Origin of the sequence: Streptomyces sp. BK340, from assembly GCF_007827595.1 — a bacterium.
In the GTDB taxonomy this organism is placed as follows: Bacteria; Actinomycetota; Actinomycetes; order Streptomycetales; family Streptomycetaceae; genus Streptomyces.
In genome coordinates this window covers 30,290-46,098 of record NZ_VISR01000018.1, presented here as the reverse complement: position 1 = coordinate 46,098, position 15,809 = coordinate 30,290, and the positions used below count along the sequence as shown (strand labels likewise).

Sequence of the window (15,809 nt, the reverse complement as noted above, 5' to 3'; positions counted from 1 at the left end):
TGACGGAGCGTCAGACGGCCAGAGTCTCGGCCTTCTCGGCCTCCACGGTCGCCTCCGCCGTCCGCGGTGTGACCACGGCCGGCTTCGGCAGGGCCAGGTACAGCAGGCCGGAGATCACGATCGTGGCGACCCAGCCGAGGCCGTACTCGCCGATGACGTTGTTCTTCGCCAGCGGGCCGGTGAACCAGTCCGAGGTGGTGAACATCAGGCCCGCCGCCAGGCCGGTCGCCCAGGCGGCCACCGCGGCCGGGGAGAAACCGCCCCGGTACCAGTAGGCGCTGGTGCGGGTGGTGTCCGTCATGGCCGCGCCGTCGTACTCGGTCCGGCGGAGCATGTCCGCGCCGAACACGCCGACCCATGCGGAGAACGCCACCGCGAGCAGGGAGAGGAAGGCGATGAAGGAACCCAGGAAGCTGGTCGCCACCAGCATCAGCACCCCGCCGAAGACCAGCGAGATCACCGCGTTGACCGAGACCGCCCAGTGCCGGGGCACCTTGATGCCGAGGGTCTGCGCGGTGAAGCCCGCCGAGTACATCGACATGGAGTTGATCAGCAGCATGCCGATCAGCGCGATCAGCAGGTACGGCACCGCGATCCAGGTCGGCAGGATCTCGCCGAGGAAGGAGACGGGGTCGGAGGCCGAGGCCAGGTCGGGGGTGGAGACCGCCATCACCGCGCCCATCAGCACCATCGGCAGCACGACGATGCCGGCGCCGCCCACCGCCGTGCCCACGATCGCCTTCGACGACGCCGTGCGCGGCAGGTAGCGGGTGAAGTCGGGTGCCGACGGGATCCAGCTGACGCCGCCCGCCGCGATCATGCCGATACCGGTGATCACCGCGGCCGTGGGACCGGCGCTGTGGTCCATCACCTTCGACCAGTCGGTGTTCACGGCCAGGTACACCAGCACCAGCACCGAGAAGACGCCGAAGAAGTAGGTCGCGTACTTGTTGCACTTCTGGACGGCGTTGATGCCCAGCCCGGAGATCGCGAAGGTGGTGACCACGAACGCCAGCAGCATCACCATGTCCAGCACGCTGTTGGCCTTGATGCCGAACCCGATGTCCAGGATGGTGAGCATCGCGTAGGCGCCGGTCACCGCGTTGATCGTCTCCCAGCCCCAGCGGGCGACCCAGATCAGCGAACCGGGCAGCAGATTGCCGCGCTGCCCGAACACCGCGCGCGACAGCGCCATGCCCGGCGCCCCGCCGCGCTTGCCCGCGATGCCGATCAGCCCGACCAGCCCGTACGAGACGACCGGCGCCGCGACCGCGACGACGAGCGCCTGCCAGATGTTCAGGTGGTACGCCACCACCAGGCTCGCGCCCATGGTGAGCAGCAGCACGCTGATGTTGGCGCCGACCCAGGTCGGGAACAGCTCCCGGGTTCTCGCGGTGCGCTCGTGGTCGGGTACCTGCTCGATGCCACGGGTCTCGAGAGCGCCTTCGGTCTCGGCTGTCTTGCTCATGAAAGACGGTGCCCTAGGGGTGGGGGGACTGGGGACGTGGGGACTCTACGCGCGTTGATAGAGTCGGTGCCATCGTACTTTGATCTGAGTCATGCCTGAAAGGGGCCTTTGTCCCTCGGAGGAAGCGACAAGCAGGGGTTCGTCGTAACCCATGGCTGATACTGGACGGGTTATGGAAACCGTCATCCTTGCTGTAGTCATCGCCGTGGTCGTGCTCGGCGCGCTCGGCGGGCTCATCGTCGGCAGCCGGCGCAGGAAGCCGCTGCCCCCGCCACCGCCCGCCGCGCCCGACATCACCGCGCCACCGGCCGAGCCGCACGTCGGCGACGAGGCCGAGACGCCGCGCGACGAACCGCGCCGGACGATCGAGGAGGTGGATCTCCCCGGCGGCTCGGCACCGGTCGCCGTGGAGGAGCCCCCCACTGTCGAGGCTCCCGAGATCGAGATCCCGGAGCCCACCGCCGGGCGGCTGGTCCGCCTGCGCACCCGCCTGTCCCGCTCGCAGAACGCCCTCGGCAAGGGCCTGCTCACGCTGCTGTCCCGCGAGCACCTCGACGAGGACACCTGGGAGGAGGTCGAGGACACGCTGCTCACCGCCGATGTCGGCGTGCAGCCCACGCAGGAGCTGGTCGAGCGGCTGCGCGAGCGCGTGAAGGTGCTCGGCACCCGCACCCCCGAGGAGCTGCGCGGCCTGCTGCGCGAAGAGCTGCTCAAGCTCGTCGGCACCGACGTCGACCGCACGGTCAAGACCGAGCCCGAGGACCGCAAGCCCGGCATCGTGATGGTCGTCGGTGTCAACGGCACCGGCAAGACCACCACCACCGGCAAACTCGCCCGCGTCCTGGTCGCCGACGGCCGTACCGTCGTCCTCGGCGCCGCCGACACCTTCCGTGCCGCCGCCGCCGACCAGCTGCAGACCTGGGGCGAGCGCGTCGGCGCGTACACCGTGCGCGGGCCGGAGGCCGGTGACCCCGCCTCCGTCGCCTTCGACGCGGTCAAGGAGGGCAAGGAGATGGGGGTCGACGTCGTCCTCATCGACACCGCAGGTCGCCTGCACACCAAGACCGGCCTCATGGACGAGCTGGGCAAGGTCAAGCGCGTGGTCGAGAAGCACGCGCCGCTGGACGAGGTGCTGCTCGTCCTCGACGCCACCACCGGCCAGAACGGTCTGGTGCAGGCCCGGGTGTTCGCCGAGGTCGTCGACATCACCGGCATCGTGCTGACCAAGCTGGACGGCACGGCCAAGGGCGGCATCGTGGTCGCGGTCCAGCGCGAGCTGGGTGTGCCGGTCAAGCTGATCGGCCTCGGCGAGGGCGCCGACGACCTGGCGCCGTTCGAGCCGGAGGCGTTCGTGGATGCCCTCATCGGTGACTGACCGCAGGGGGTGAAAATACCCCCGGCGCAAAGAAGCGCCCGCTCCCAAGGTGCAGTTGGGGACGGGCGCTTCGCCTTGTACGGCTCGCTAGGCCCGCGCCCGCGACCGGTGCGCCACATACGCCAGCGTGCCCAGCAGCAGCCGTGCCGCCGGTGGCCGGGTCGCCGAGTCCAGGGCCGGCGGGCGCAGCCAGCGCACCGGGCCGAGGCCGCCCCGGTCGGAGGGCGGGGCGGTGATGTACGTGCCCGGGCCGAGGCCGCGCAGGTCCAGGGCGGACGGGTCGTCCCAGCCCATGCGGTAGAGCAGCTGGGGCAGCTCGGCCGCGGCACCGGGAGCGACGAAGAAGTGGGCGCGGCCGTCCGGGGTCGCGGCGACCGGGCCGAGCGGAAGGCCCATGCGTTCGAGACGGACCAGGGCGCGGCGCCCGGCGGGCTCGGCGACCTCGACGACGTCGAACGCACGGCCGACGGGCAGCATCACGGACGCGCCCGGGAACTCGGCCCAGGCCTTGAACGCCTCGTCGAGCGTGGCCCCGGCCGGCACCTGCGGCGCGAAGTCCAGCGGGTGTGCGCCCGGCGCCGGACAGTCCGGGTGCCCGCAGGAGCAGGTGCCCGCCGCGGCTCGTGCGCCCGGCACCACGTCCCAGCCCCACAGTCCGGTGAACTCGGCGACGGCGGTGCACTCCGACGTGCGGCCGCGTCGACGCGCGCCGGAGCGGATCTCGCGAATGCCGCCGATCGTGAAGCCCATGCCCCCTCCAACGGGTCCAGCGCGCCGGTGGTTACGACACGGAGCGAGACGGAAGCGGAACGTGACGCTACGGCTCCGACTTCCCTCACCCCTGCGAGGCCAAGGCGGCGCTTTGTAGCGTCGCGGGGGGTGCATGGGAGTTCGCGCGCCCCTGTGTGCACCACTCCGCCCACTTCCGGCCGTCCTATGTCAAGTGAATCGCGAGGAGGCCATCGTGAGTTCATTCGAAGGGGTGGCGAATGGTGGCGTTTCAGGGATCGCCATGGCTGGGACGGTGATCGTAGGATTACTGTGAGTGCGCGAGTCCTGGGGGCATATGCATCCGTGGGTATGCCGGAGGCGAGTCGTCAGCTCGTTCGAAGGGTGAGAACCGGCGGACGAGAGGCCGTATTTACCGGCATTCTGATAGGGCTTGGCGCATTCGGCGACAAGTGGTCTCAGGGATGGGGGCGTTCCAGTGGGCGGCAACGGCGGTAGCGAGATGAACGCTGACAAGCGCCCCAACGAGCTGCTCGGTTCGTGGTTCGTGCGCAGCGGCTGGTCCAAGGGCGAGCTGGCCCGTCAGGTGAACCGCAGAGCACGCCAGTTGGGTGCCAACCACATCTCCACCGACACCTCACGGGTGCGCCGCTGGCTGGACGGGGAGAACCCGCGCGAGCCGATCCCGCGGATCCTCTCCGAGCTGTTCTCGGAGCGCTTCGGCTGTGTCGTCTCCATCGAGGACCTCGGTCTGCGCGCCGCACGTCAGTCACCCTCCGCGTCCGGCGTCGACCTGCCCTGGACGGGTCCGCAGACGGTGGCCCTCCTCAGCGAGTTCTCGCGCAGCGACCTGATGCTCGCGCGGCGCGGCTTCCTCGGGACCTCGCTGGCCCTGTCCGCGGGCCCGTCCCTCATCGAGCCCATGCAGCGCTGGCTCGTGCCTGCCCCTTCCTCGCCGGTCCCGTCCGATGCCGACTTCGAGCCCGTCTTCGAGTCCCGCAGGCCCGGCCGGCTGTCCAAGCCCGAGCTGGACCTGCTGGAGTCCACCACCCGGATGTTCCGCCAGTGGGACGCCCAGTGCGGCGGCGGCCTGCGCCGCAAGGCGGTCGTGGGTCAGCTGCACGAGGTCACCGACCTCCTCCAGGAACCCCAGCCCGAGGCCACGGCCCGCAAGCTCTTCAAGGTCGCCGCCGAGCTGGCCGAGCTGGCCGGCTGGATGTCGTACGACGTCGGGCTCCAGCCCACCGCGCAGAAGTACTTCGTCCTCGCCCTGCACGCCGCCAAGGAGGCCGGCGACAAGCCGCTCGGCTCCTACATCCTCTCCAGCATGAGCCGCCAGATGATCCATCTCGGCCGGCCCGACGACGCCCTGGAGCTGATCCACCTCGCCCAGTACGGCAGCCGCGACTGCGCGAGCCCGCGCACCCAGGCGATGCTGTATGCGATGGAGGCCCGCGCCTACGCCAACATGGGCCAGCCCGGCAAGTGCAAGCGGGCGGTCCGGATGGCCGAGGACACCTTCACCGAGGCCGACGAGTGGGACGAGCCCGACCCCGACTGGATCCGCTTCTTCTCCAAGGCCGAGCTGTACGGGGAGAACTCCCACTCCTTCCGCGACCTCGCCTACGTCGCCGGCCGCAGCCCCACCTATGCCTCGCTGGCCGAGCCGCTGATGCAGCAGGCGGTGGACCGGTTCGCCAAGGACAGCGAGCACCAGCGGTCCTACGCGCTGAACCTGATCGGCATGGCCACCGTGCACCTGCTCCGGCGCGAGCCCGAGCGCAGCACGGAGTTCGCCTCGCAGGCCATGGACATCGCCAAGAAGGTCCGTTCGGAGCGGGTGAACACTCGTATTCGAAAGACGGTCGACACGGCCGTGCGCGACTTCGGTGATCTCAGCGCCGTCGTCGACCTCACCGACCAGCTCGCCGTCGACCTCCCGGAGACCGCCGAGGCCGTCTGACACCGCAGGACACGCATGCCCCGGCCGCGGCCGGTCCTCCCGAACTGCCCGACTCGGCTCCCCCATGCCAGGTCATCGGAAGGCCCGCCGCGGCCGGCCCTTTTCCGCCGGAAGGATCTCCCGGAGAAGGTTGCGCCACGATAACGATCCCGCGGCCGGACATCTTGCACTTCATCTATGCGTAACACGCCAGGCACCTTCGTCACCCCGGCGAAACAACGAGGGGCTTCCACCGAAACCGCGCTGCGCCAATCTCGTGGCGCATAACCGGCCCACCCCTCAATTGCCCGGACCGCTCAGGCACCGCCCGCACGGGGCCGTACCAACCGACGAGGAGACGCCGATGGCACCAGCCATCACGCTTGCCGCGGAGGCACCCAAGCTGTCGTCCGCGAACACAGGCTTCATGCTCATCTGTTCCGCCCTGGTGCTGCTCATGACCCCGGGCCTGGCCTTCTTCTACGGAGGCATGGTCCGCGTCAAGAGCACCCTCAACATGCTGATGATGAGCTTCATCAGCATGGGCATCGTCACCATTCTGTGGGTGCTCTACGGCTTCTCCCTCGCCTTCGGCACGAACAACAGCCTCATCGGCTGGAACTCCGACTGGTTCGGGCTCAGCAACATCGGACTGACCCAGCTGTGGGACGGCTACAGCATCCCGATCTTCGTCTTCATGGTCTTCCAGATGATGTTCGCGATCATCACGCCGGCCCTGATAAGCGGCGCCCTCGCGGACCGCGTCAAGTTCTCGGCCTGGTCGCTCTTCATCGCCCTGTGGCTCACCCTCGTCTACGTACCGGTCGCCCACTGGGTCTGGGGCGCCGACGGCTGGGCCTACAAGCTCGGCGTGATCGACTTCGCCGGTGGTACGGCGGTCCACATCAACGCGGGTGCCGGGGCGCTCGGCGTGATCCTGGTCATCGGCAAGCGCGTCGGCTTCAAGAAGGACCCGATGCGCCCGCACAGCCTCCCGCTGGTCATGCTCGGTGCCGGTCTGCTGTGGTTCGGCTGGTTCGGCTTCAACGCCGGCTCGTGGCTCGGCAACGACGACGGCGTCGGCGCGCTGATGTTCGTCAACACGCAGGTCGCGACGGCCGCCGCCATGCTGGCCTGGCTCGCCTACGAGAAGATCCGGCACGGCGCGTTCACCACGCTGGGTGCTGCCTCCGGCGCGGTCGCCGGTCTGGTCGCGATCACTCCGTCCGGTGGCGCGGTCTCCCCCCTCGGTGCGATCGCCGTCGGCGCCATCGCCGGTGTCGCCTGCGCCGCGGCCGTCGGTCTGAAGTTCAGGTTCGGCTACGACGACTCGCTCGACGTCGTCGGTGTCCACATGGTCGGCGGCATCCTCGGCTCCCTGCTGATCGGCTTCTTCGCCACCGGCAAGGGCCAGTCCACCGCGACCGGTGTCTTCTACGGCGACCACAGCTGGACCCAGCTGTGGAAGCAGTGCGCCGGTGTCGGCGCGGTCCTCGCCTACTCCCTGATCGTCTCCGCGGTCCTCGCCTTCCTCCTCGACAAGACCATCGGAATGCGGGTCACCGAGGACGAGGAGATCTCGGGCATCGACCAGGCGGAGCACGCCGAGACCGCGTACGACTTCAGCGGGGCCGGCGGCGGTGTCATCGGATCCGCACACGCCCCGGCCATGGCCGCCGCGCAGACCAAGAAGGTGGACGCATGAAGCTCATCACCGCCGTCGTCAAGCCCCACCGGCTGGACGAGATCAAGGAGGCCCTGCAGGCCTTCGGCGTCCACGGGCTGACGGTCACCGAGGCAAGCGGTTACGGTCGTCAGCGGGGTCACACCGAGGTCTACCGCGGTGCGGAGTACACCGTCGACCTGGTCCCCAAGATCCGCATCGAGGTGCTGGCCGAGGACGACGACGCCGAGCAGCTGATCGAGGTCGTCGTCAAGGCGGCCCGCACCGGCAAGATCGGTGACGGCAAGGTCTGGTCCCAGCCGGTCGAGACGGCCGTACGAGTCCGTACCGGCGAGCGCGGCCCGGACGCGCTCTGACACGACACAAGACAGGAGTCGCTGGGTGACGGGTACGGATGTGCGGAACGAAGCGGATGACTCGGGACCCAGCGGCTACGCGGCGGCCCGGCTGCGCCTCCTCACCGAGGGGGCGCGGTCCGGGCCGCCGCGCCGTGCCGCCCTCGCCGAACTGACCGACGGCTGGCTCGCCGGGCTCTTCACGGCGGCGGCCGGAGCGGACGAGGAAGCGGAGCAGCGTTCACCGAAGGGCGGCGGCGGGCGACGGGAGGGCCTGAAGGGCATCTCGCTCGTCGCTGTCGGCGGTTACGGCCGCGGCGAGCTTTCCCCGCGCAGCGATCTCGACCTCCTCCTGCTGCACGACGGGAGCGACCCCGGTGCGGTCGCCGCCCTGGCCGACCGCCTCTGGTACCCCGTCTGGGACCTCGGCCTCGCCCTCGACCACTCCGTGCGCACGCCCGCGGAGGCCCGCAAGACGGCCGGGGAGGATTTGAAAGTCCAACTCGGCCTCCTGGACGCCCGTCACCTTGCCGGCGACCTCGGCTTCACCGCCGCACTGCGCACGGCCGTCCTGGCCGACTGGCGCAACCAGGCGCCCAAGCGCCTGCCCGAGCTCCAGGAACTCTGTGCCGACCGCGCCGAGCGCCAGGGCGAGCTGCAGTACCTCCTGGAGCCCGACCTCAAGGAGGCCCGCGGCGGCCTCAGGGACGCCACCGCCCTGCGCGCCGTGGCCGCCTCCTGGCTGGCCGACGCCCCGCGTGAGGGCCTCGCCGAGGCACGCCGGCGCCTGCTCGACGTCCGGGACGCCCTGCACCTGGCCACCGGCCGGGCCACCGACCGGCTCGCACTGCAGGAACAGGACCAGGTCGCGGCCGAGCTGGGCCTGCTGGACGCCGACACCCTGCTGCGGCAGGTCTACGAATCGGCGCGCGTGATCTCGTACGCCAGCGACGTCACCTGGCGCGAAGTGGGGCGTGTGCTGCGCTCGCGCGCCGTCCGCCCGCGTCTGCGCGCCATGCTGGGCGGCGGCAAACCGGTCGCCGAACGCTCCCCGCTGGCCGAAGGGGTGGTGGAACAGGACGGCGAGGTGGTGCTCGCCCGGACCGCACGCCCCGAACGCGACCCCGTGCTCCCGCTGCGCGCCGCGGCCGCCGCCGCGCAGGCCGGACTTCCGCTCTCCCTGCACGCCGTACGACGCATGGCCGCCACCGCGCGCCCCCTGCCCACGCCCTGGCCCGCCGAGGCCCGCGAACAGCTGGTGACCCTGCTCGGCTCCGGCCGCCCCACCGTCGACGTCTGGGAGGCCCTGGAGGCGGAGGGCCTGATCAGCCACCTCCTGCCGGACTGGGAGCGGGTCCGCTGCCGCCCGCAGCGCAACGCCGTCCACATCTGGACCGTGGACCGGCACCTGATCGAGACGGCGGTCCGCGCCTCCGAGCTGACCCGCCGGGTCAGCCGCCCCGACCTGCTCCTCGTCTCCGCCCTACTGCACGACATCGGCAAGGGCTGGCCCGGCGACCACTCCGTGGCCGGCGAGATCATCGCCAAGGACATGGCCGTCCGGATCGGCTTCGACCGCGCGGACGTGGCGGTGCTGTCGACGCTCGTACGACACCACCTCCTGCTCATCGAGACGGCCACCCGGCGCGACCTGGAGGACCCCGCGACCGTCCGCTCGGTCGCCGAGGCCGTCGGCACCCAGAGCACGCTGGAGCTCCTGCACGCCCTCACCGAGGCGGACGCCCTGGCCACCGGCCCGGCCGCCTGGTCGTCCTGGCGCGGTTCCCTCGTCGCCGACCTCGTACGGCGCGTCTCCGCCGTCCTCGCCGGGGACCTCCCCGAGGAACCCGAGCCCGCCGCGCCCACGGCCGAGCAGGAACGCCTCGCCATCGAGGCCTTCCGCACCGGCAGCCCGGTGCTCGCCCTGCGCGCACAGAAGGAGCCGCTACCCGGGGAGGAGGCCTCCGGCGCGCCCGAGCCGCTCGGCGTGGAGCTGGTCATCGCCGTACCGGACCAGCCCGCCGTGCTGCCCGCGGTCGCCGGTGTCCTCGCCGTCCACCGCCTGACCGTCCGCACGGCCGAGCTGAGCGCCCTCAGCCTGCCCGACGACGTCGACGACGGCTCGGTCCTGCTGCTGAACTGGCGGGTCGCGGCCGAGTACGGCTCCCTGCCGCAGGCCGCCCGGCTGCGCGCCGATCTCGTCCGCGCCCTCGACGGCTCCCTCGACATCGCGGGCCGTCTCGCAGAGCGGGACGCGGCCTACCCGCGCCGCCGCGGCTGGGTGGCCCCGCCGCCCCGGGTGCGGGTGGCCCCGGCCGCCTCCCACCACGCCACCGTGATCGAGGTGCGGACCCAGGACGCCCCCGGACTGCTGCACCGGATCGGGATGGCCCTGGAGAAGGCCGGAGTGCGGGTGCGCAGCATGCACGTCAGCACCCTGGGCGCCAACGCGGTCGACGCGTTCTACGTCACCACCGGAGCGGGCGCACCCCTGCCGGGACCGGACGCGAACTCGCTGGCCCGGGTGCTCGAGGAGACCCTGAGGGGATGACCCTTCCCCGATGAGTTCGCCGCCGGGATACCCTGGAGGGCGATTCCCAGCAGCCACCACCGACCCCGAGGACCGCGAGCGCCGTGTTCGACACTCTCTCCGATCGCCTGTCAGCGACTTTCAAGAACCTGCGCGGCAAGGGACGGCTCTCCGAGGCGGACATCGACGCCACCGCGCGCGAGATCCGGATCGCGCTCCTCGAGGCGGACGTGGCCCTGCCCGTCGTGCGCACGTTCATCAAGAACGTCAAGGAGCGCGCGCTCGGCGCCGAGGTCTCCAAGGCGCTGAACCCGGCCCAGCAGGTTCTGAAGATCGTCAACGACGAACTCGTCACCATCCTCGGTGGCGAGACCCGGCGGCTGCGCTTCGCCAAGCAGCCCCCGACCGTGATCATGCTGGCCGGTCTGCAGGGTGCCGGTAAGACCACCCTCGCGGGCAAGCTCGCCAAGTGGCTCAAGGAGCAGGGCCACTCGCCGCTGCTCGTCGCCGCCGACCTCCAGCGCCCCAACGCCGTCAACCAGCTGAGCGTCGTCGCCGAGCGCGCCGGTGTCGCGGTCTACGCCCCGGAGCCGGGCAACGGCGTCGGCGACCCGGTCAAGGTCGCCAAGGACTCCATCGAGCACGCGCGGACCAAGGTCCACGACATCGTGATCGTGGACACCGCCGGCCGCCTCGGTATCGACCAGGAGATGATGCAGCAGGCCGCGGACATCCGCGACGCCGTCTCCCCGGACGAGATCCTGTTCGTCGTCGACGCGATGATCGGTCAGGACGCCGTCAACACCGCCGAGGCCTTCCGCGACGGCGTCGGCTTCGACGGTGTGGTGCTCTCCAAGCTCGACGGCGACGCCCGCGGTGGTGCCGCCCTGTCGATCCGCCAGGTCACCGGCAAGCCGATCATGTTCGCGTCGAACGGCGAGAAGCTCGAGGACTTCGACGCGTTCCACCCGGACCGCATGGCCTCCCGCATCCTCGACCTGGGTGACCTGCTCACCCTGATCGAGCAGGCGGAGAAGACGTTCAGCCAGGAAGAGGCCGCCAAGATGGCCTCCAAGCTGGCGTCGAAGAAGGGCCAGGACTTCACCCTGGACGACTTCCTGTCCCAGATGGAACAGGTCAGGAAGATGGGCTCCATCTCCAAGCTGCTCGGCATGCTCCCGGGCATGGGCCAGATCAAGGACCAGATCAACAACCTGGACGAGCGGGACGTCGACCGCACGGCCGCGATCATCAAGTCGATGACCCCGGGCGAGCGCCAGGACCCGACGATCATCAACGGCTCGCGCCGCGCCCGTATCGCCAAGGGTTCCGGCGTCGAGGTCAGCGCGGTGAAGGGGCTCGTGGAGCGGTTCTTCGAGGCCCGCAAGATGATGTCCCGCATGGCCCAGGGCGGCGGCATGCCCGGCATGCCGGGGATCCCGGGCATGGGCGGCGGCGCAGGCCGGCAGAAGAAGCAGCCGAAGCAGGCCAAGGGCAAGCAGCGCTCGGGCAACCCGATGAAGCGCAAGCAGCAGGAGCTGGAGGCGGCCCAGCGCCGCGAGGCCGCCGCCCAGGGCGGCGCCTTCGGGCTGCCGGAGCAGGGCGGTCAGGACTTCGAGCTCCCCGACGAGTTCAAGAAGTTCATGGGCTGAGTGCCGTGGTACGTCCCTGGGGGCGCCCCTCTCCGGAGCGGCGCCCCCAGGCGTATCTGCGTGTGCCACGGCCGGATCGGTGTCGTAATGTCGCGATATGGCCAACTCTGCGCCGCCGCGCAAGTCGCCCGACCAGCCCTGGCGCACCGAGGGTGCTCCCGAGGAGCCGTCGAAGCAGCCGCCCGGCGGACCGAGACTGCGTGGCGGCTGGTGGCGGCTGATCCTCACCGCGTTGGTCGTGTACCTGACCGCCAACCTGGTGCTGTCCTTCTTCGACCGGGCCAACGAGCCGACGATCTCGTACACCGAGTTCAGCAAGCAGGTGAACGACGGCAACGTCAGCAAGATCTACGCCAAGGGCGACGCGATCCAGGGCCGGCTCAAGAAGGAGCAGGACAACCCGAGCGGTGGCGGGAAGTACACCGACTTCAACACCCAGCGGCCGTCCTTCGCCGACGACCAGCTGTGGGCCAACCTCACCAAGCACGACGTCACCGTCACGGCCGAGCCCGTCGTCCAGCACCGCAGTTTTCTCGCCAACCTGCTGATCTCACTGGCGCCCATGCTGCTGCTGATCGCGGTGTGGGTGTTCATCGCGCGGCGCATGCGTGCCGGGATGGGCGGTGCGGGCGGCATGCTCGGCCGCAAGGCATCGCCGAAACCGGTGGAGCTGGTGCCGGGGGAGAAGCGCACCACCTTCGCCGACGTGGCCGGCATCGACGAGGTCGAGGGCGAGCTGAACGACGTCGTGGACTTCCTGAAGAATCCCGACGCCTACCGCCGCATGGGTGCCAGGATGCCCCGCGGTGTGCTGCTCGCCGGCCCGCCCGGCACCGGCAAGACCCTGCTCGCGCGGGCGGTCGCGGGGGAGGCGGGCGTGCCCTTCTTCTCGGCCTCCGCCTCCGAGTTCATCGAGATGATCGTCGGCGTCGGCGCCTCCCGGGTACGGGAGCTGTTCGCGGAGGCCCGCAAGGTCGCCCCGTCCATCATCTTCATCGACGAGATCGACACCATCGGCCGGGCCCGGGCCGGCGGCTCCGGGGTGGGCGGGCACGACGAGCGCGAGCAGACCCTGAACCAGATCCTCACCGAGATGGACGGCTTCTCCGGCTCGGAGGGTGTCATCGTCATCGCGGCCACCAACCGCGCCGACATCCTCGACCCCGCGCTCACCCGCCCCGGCCGCTTCGACCGGGTCGTCCAGGTCTCGCCCCCGGACCGCGGCGGCCGCGAGGCCATCCTGGAGATCCACACCCGTGACATCCCGCTCGACCCGGGTGTCGACCTCGCCCACGTCGCCCGGACGACCCCGGGCATGACGGGCGCGGAACTGGCCAACCTCGCCAACGAGGCCGCGCTGCTCGCCGTGAAGCGCAAGCAGCAGCAGGTGACGCAGACCGACCTCTCGGAGGCCCTGGAGAAGGTCCAGCTGGGTGCCGAACGCCCGCTGGTGATGCCCGAGGAAGAACGCCGGCGCACCGCCTACCACGAGAGCGGCCACGCGCTGCTGGGCATGCTCCAGCCCGGCGCCGACCCGGTCCGCAAGATCACCATCGTGCCGCGCGGCCGTGCGCTGGGCGTCACGCTGTCCACACCGGAGGCGGACCGGTACGCGTACACCGAGGACTACCTGCGCGGCCGGATCATCGGCGCGCTCGGCGGCATGGCGGCCGAGCAGGTCGTCTACGGCGTGGTCACCACCGGCTCCGAGAGCGATCTGGAACAGGTCACCGACGTCGCGCGCGGAATGGTGTCCCGCTGGGGCATGAGCCGGGAGGTCGGCCGCCTCTCCGCCCTGCCCAACGACGCCCAGCAGGCCTACGGCCTCGCCGCCGCCCCGCAGACCCTCGACGTGATCGACACCGAGATGCGCCGGATCGTCGACGAATGCTACGAGGAGGCGTGCCGCAAGCTCCGCGACCACCGCGGGCAGCTGGACGCCCTGGCCCAGGCCCTGCTGGAGAACGAGACGCTGGAGGAGGCCGACGCCTACCGGATCGCCGGCATCACACGCCTCACCAAGGACATCGACGACTAGGACCCGTCGACCTGTCCGGCGGGCCCTTTAGGGCACGCGGGCGATCAGGTACCGGAAGACGTTCGGCATCCAGACGGTGCCGTCCGGACGCCGGTACGGGTGCAGCGCCTCCGTCAGCTCCTTGTCCACCTGCTTGCGGTCGGTCGCCGCGACCGCCGCGTCGAACAGGCCCGTGGACAGCAGGCCGCGTACGGCGCTGTCGAGGTCGGCGTACCCGAACGGGCAGGCCACCCGCCCCGAGCCGTCCGGCTTCAGACCGGCCCGCTGGGCGACCTCCTCCAGGTCGTCGCGCCGGGCGGGGCGCCAGCTGCCCGCGCTGCGCAGGGGATCGGCCAGCTTCGTCGCCACCCGCAGCACCGAGGAGGTCGCGCAGCGCTCGGGCGGACCCCAGCCGGCCAGCACCACGGCCGCGCCGTGCCCGGCCGACGGCAGCGCGGCCGCCAGCAGCTCGCCGAGCCCCTCGGAGTCGCCCGCCAGGCAGCCGACCGGCTCGAAGACGGTCACCAGGGTGTACGGGGGCGTCTCCGGGTCGGCCGTGTCCTCGGGAGTGCCCTCGACGAGTCTCGTACCGGCACGCGCGCGCGTACCGCGCGGATCGTCCGGCAGCAGGCGCTCGCGTGCGAGGGCGAGCCGCTCGGGGGAGGGGTCGACACCGGTGACCGCGGCCCCTCTGGAGGCCGCCATCAGCAGGGCGAGCCCGGAACCGCAGCGCAGGCCCAGCAGCCTCGTGGCAGGGCCGACCTCAAGTCGCTCGTAGACGGTCTCGTAGAGCGGCACCAGCATCCGCTCCTGGATCTCGGACCAGTCACGCGCGCGTGCGCACAGGTTCACCCGGGGCGGTGCGGAGCCCGGGTGAGACAGGTGTTCCCGCACGAGCGTAGGTGTCATAGGTAAGCGCCCCATTCCGCCGACAGTTCGCCGCAGTGCCCGATTGCGTGGCCCCCGTGCCGTGCGCTCGCACTATCCACGTATGCCAGGTAACTCCCGGCTCGCGGTGCCGTCCAGGGGTCGTGGGCCCCGGCTTGGAGCCCGGTGCCGAGTGTGGCGAGATTTCACATCCACGCAATCTGGGCGACCGTTCGGTGTCCACCCGCCCGGGACGGGCCGGTGGCCGGGGGCGCCTGCGGACCCGGTAACGTCACGGGCGTCGCGGACGCTGACAGAGGTGACGGCCTCGTGCGAGAGCGTCCGAAACACATCTTGCGCATCCGCCGCCCCCCGTCGCCCCGCCGCTACAGGGTGGTTCGTACGTCAGACTACGCACCGGCTTGGTATGAGCTGCGCGGCTTCTCCGCAGATCAGCGCACCCGCCCTCGTCAGGACGCATCAGTGCCAACTGACGGGTAAGTGCAAATTATTTGGGATGGCCCGGAATAGGAACACAGCGGTACCCCCGCTCGTTGTCATTACGTGAGCACGACACAGACACCACCTGTTCTCGCCGCAGAGCTGGCGCAGGCGTGGGCCGACATTCAGCGGTACCACCCCGAGCTGCCGGACCTTGCCGCGCCAGAGTCCCTGATCGGGGAGTCGTCGTCCGCGTGCGGTCACGAACTCTCCTTCGAGCGACTGCTCCATGAGGCAGTCCACGGCATCGCCGCCGCGCGCGGCGTACGCGACACATCCCGGGCCGGCCGCTACCACAACCGCAGATTCCTCGCGATCGCCGAGGAGCTGGGCCTGGACCACCCCGAGGAACCGCACCCCAGCAGCGGCTTCTCCCTGGTCACGCTCAACCCCGAGGCCAAGCGCCGCTACCGCCCGACCATCGAGCGGCTCCAGCGCGCGCTGAAGGCCCACACGGTGGCCACCTCCGCCGACACCTCCCGCACCTTCCGCGGTCCGGCAGCCCGGCACGGCTCCTCCGGCGGCGGTGTCCGCGTGAAGGCCGTCTGCGACTGCGGGCGCAACGTCCGGGTGGTCCCGTCGGTCCTGGCCCAGGCTCCCATCGTGTGCGGCGGCTGCGGCAAGCCGTTCCGCATCCCGGAGATCGTGGGGGCGGCGGCGAGCTGAGACTGCGACTGCTCGTGGCAGCCGCATTCCACTCGGGCACGGC

11 protein-coding genes are annotated in these 15,809 nt (G+C 70.8%); 8 read left to right on the top strand and 3 right to left on the bottom strand.

Translation table 11 applies throughout. From position 1 onward, the window contains the following. Positions 1-10: 10 nt before the first annotated feature. Entirely contained in the window at positions 11-1,468 is a 1,458-nt protein-coding gene (locus FB157_RS28010) for a cytosine permease (protein ID WP_145883443.1), read from the bottom strand. Positions 1,469-1,640: 172 nt separating this feature from the next. Here FB157_RS28010 and ftsY point away from each other — a divergent pair, with 172 nt between their 5' ends. After that, a complete protein-coding gene (gene ftsY, locus FB157_RS28005) occupies positions 1,641-2,843 on the top strand; it encodes a signal recognition particle-docking protein FtsY (protein ID WP_145883442.1) in 1,203 nt (400 codons plus the stop codon). An 87-nt stretch (positions 2,844-2,930) separates the two neighbouring features. Here the strand turns inward: ftsY and FB157_RS28000 are convergent, their stop codons facing one another. Further along, entirely contained in the window at positions 2,931-3,593 is a 663-nt protein-coding gene (locus FB157_RS28000) for a bifunctional DNA primase/polymerase (protein WP_145883441.1), read from the bottom strand. 457 nt (positions 3,594-4,050) lie between these two features. Here FB157_RS28000 and FB157_RS27995 point away from each other — a divergent pair, with 457 nt between their 5' ends. The 6 genes from FB157_RS27995 to ftsH all read left to right on the top strand — a co-directional run bounded on the left by FB157_RS27995 (position 4,051) and on the right by ftsH (position 13,753). After that, complete coding sequence (locus FB157_RS27995) at positions 4,051-5,535, top strand: hypothetical protein (protein ID WP_145883440.1); 1,485 nt, start codon at positions 4,051-4,053, stop codon at positions 5,533-5,535. A 343-nt stretch (positions 5,536-5,878) separates the two neighbouring features. Continuing rightward, a complete protein-coding gene (locus tag FB157_RS27990; protein ID WP_145883439.1) occupies positions 5,879-7,219 on the top strand; it encodes an ammonium transporter in 1,341 nt (446 codons plus the stop codon). Then, positions 7,216-7,554: a P-II family nitrogen regulator gene (locus FB157_RS27985; protein WP_145883438.1), complete on the top strand. Its 339-nt coding sequence runs from the start codon at positions 7,216-7,218 to the stop codon at positions 7,552-7,554. The genes FB157_RS27990 and FB157_RS27985 overlap by 4 nt, the downstream gene beginning before the upstream one ends. 25 nt (positions 7,555-7,579) lie before the next feature. Continuing rightward, a complete protein-coding gene (locus FB157_RS27980; RefSeq protein ID WP_145883437.1) occupies positions 7,580-10,084 on the top strand; it encodes a [protein-PII] uridylyltransferase in 2,505 nt (834 codons plus the stop codon). 83 nt (positions 10,085-10,167) lie between these two features. Further along, positions 10,168-11,715 carry a signal recognition particle protein gene (gene ffh, locus FB157_RS27975; protein ID WP_145883436.1) on the top strand — a complete coding sequence of 516 codons (1,548 nt, stop codon included), beginning with the start codon at positions 10,168-10,170 and terminating at the stop codon, positions 11,713-11,715. A 97-nt stretch (positions 11,716-11,812) separates the two neighbouring features. Further along, complete coding sequence (gene ftsH / locus FB157_RS27970) at positions 11,813-13,753, top strand: ATP-dependent zinc metalloprotease FtsH (protein WP_145883435.1); 1,941 nt, start codon at positions 11,813-11,815, stop codon at positions 13,751-13,753. A 27-nt stretch (positions 13,754-13,780) separates the two neighbouring features. Here the strand turns inward: ftsH and FB157_RS27965 are convergent, their stop codons facing one another. Further along, positions 13,781-14,641: a class I SAM-dependent methyltransferase gene (locus tag FB157_RS27965; RefSeq protein WP_145883434.1), complete on the bottom strand. Its 861-nt coding sequence runs from the start codon at positions 14,639-14,641 to the stop codon at positions 13,781-13,783. A gap of 522 nt (positions 14,642-15,163) precedes the next feature. Between FB157_RS27965 and FB157_RS27960 the strand changes: the two genes are divergently transcribed. Further along, on the top strand, positions 15,164-15,766 hold the full coding sequence (locus FB157_RS27960) for a hypothetical protein (RefSeq protein WP_145883433.1): 603 nt from the start codon (positions 15,164-15,166) through the stop codon (positions 15,764-15,766). The last annotated feature ends 43 nt before the right edge of the window (positions 15,767-15,809 follow it).